Below are 1,284 nucleotides of genomic sequence, written 5' to 3' on the forward strand. Positions count from 1 at the left end.
TCTTAAATCTTAACCAAGCATCGTTGGTAATCATTGCTCCAGCGTGGAACAAACCATAAACGATGTAGTACCAAGTTTCACCATGCCAGAATCCCATGATCAAGAATAAGGTCAAATAACCAACATTGGCGATTGTGACACGATTCTTGAGCCATTTGTGCTTGATTACTGTAAACATCAAACGCATATAGATAAAATCACGGAACCAGAATGATAAAGTAATATGCCATCTATTCCAGAAGTCCTTGATATTCTTAGACTTGAATGGAGCTCTGAAGTTCATTGGAGTCTTAACTCCCATGAAATTACTGATTGCGACGGCAAAAAGTGAATAGCCAGCAAAATCAAAGAATAGATACATACTATAAACATACATATAAGCTACCAAAGCCCAAGATAAACCTAATGGAGTTTGACCTCGATACGATAAAGTTAAAATTTGGATCTTTGGCAATAACAATGTTCCAAAGAAATAACCAATAATAAATTTATACAACAATCCTTGCATCAACTTATTAACACCACTGTGGAGCAACTCTACATACTCTTCACGGCTAGGAACATTAACAACATCTTTTTGGAAACGTCTGAATCTATCAATTGGTCCTGAAGTGATAGTTGGGAAAAAGAGCAAGAATCTCATGAATTCATAAGGCTTGATCTCTTTGATAACACCATCACGAATTTCCATAATGATTTCAACGGACTTGAAAGTTAAATAACTAATACCCATAAATGCGAATAATGAAATCGTTGGGTTTTTAATTAGTGGATCTAATTTGACGAAAACTAATGGAATAATTGCCAAAATAACAAACGTGGTAAAGACCCAAAAGCCATTGTGTTTCTTACGATACGACAAGTAAATGAAGACGATCAGCATTTCAAAGATGATATAACAGATTAACGAAATACCTTGTGACATATTGCCACCAAAGAAAGCTGTTATCAAAACAACGATTGATGCAAACATATCATAGATTCTGAAACGTTTACCGAACCATAGTCCAATAATTATTGGAAGTAAGAGGATTAACAGGTAAATAAAATAATGGGGACTACTATAAGGTGTAATGTTATTCATTAATCTCGCCTATTAAAGTCTTTCTATCAATTTTCCCATTCTTACTGATCGGTAATTCATCAACAAATTTCAAAACATTAGGAATCATATATTCCATCGTTGTTTCTTTCAAAGAATCTTTGATATTTGAAACTAAATCTTTTTGATCATCGTCGCCATACTCGTCTTCAAGAACGATACAAGCAATCATTTTACTTACT

Annotated in this window: 2 protein-coding genes; both read right to left on the reverse strand. The window is 33.9% G+C overall.

Annotated elements, in window-relative coordinates; genetic code table 11:
- A partial coding sequence (dltB, locus tag FHL06_RS13355; protein ID WP_153387112.1) for a D-alanyl-lipoteichoic acid biosynthesis protein DltB occupies window positions 1-1,084 on the reverse strand: 1,084 nt, incomplete at its 3' end.
- Window positions 1,077-1,284: AMP-binding enzyme (locus FHL06_RS13360; RefSeq protein WP_420360978.1), on the reverse strand; the 208-nt coding region annotated here is incomplete at its 5' end. The genes dltB and FHL06_RS13360, both read right to left, overlap by 8 nt.

The organism is Companilactobacillus halodurans (genome assembly GCF_009600985.1).
Classification (GTDB): Bacteria; Bacillota; Bacilli; order Lactobacillales; family Lactobacillaceae; genus Companilactobacillus; species Companilactobacillus halodurans.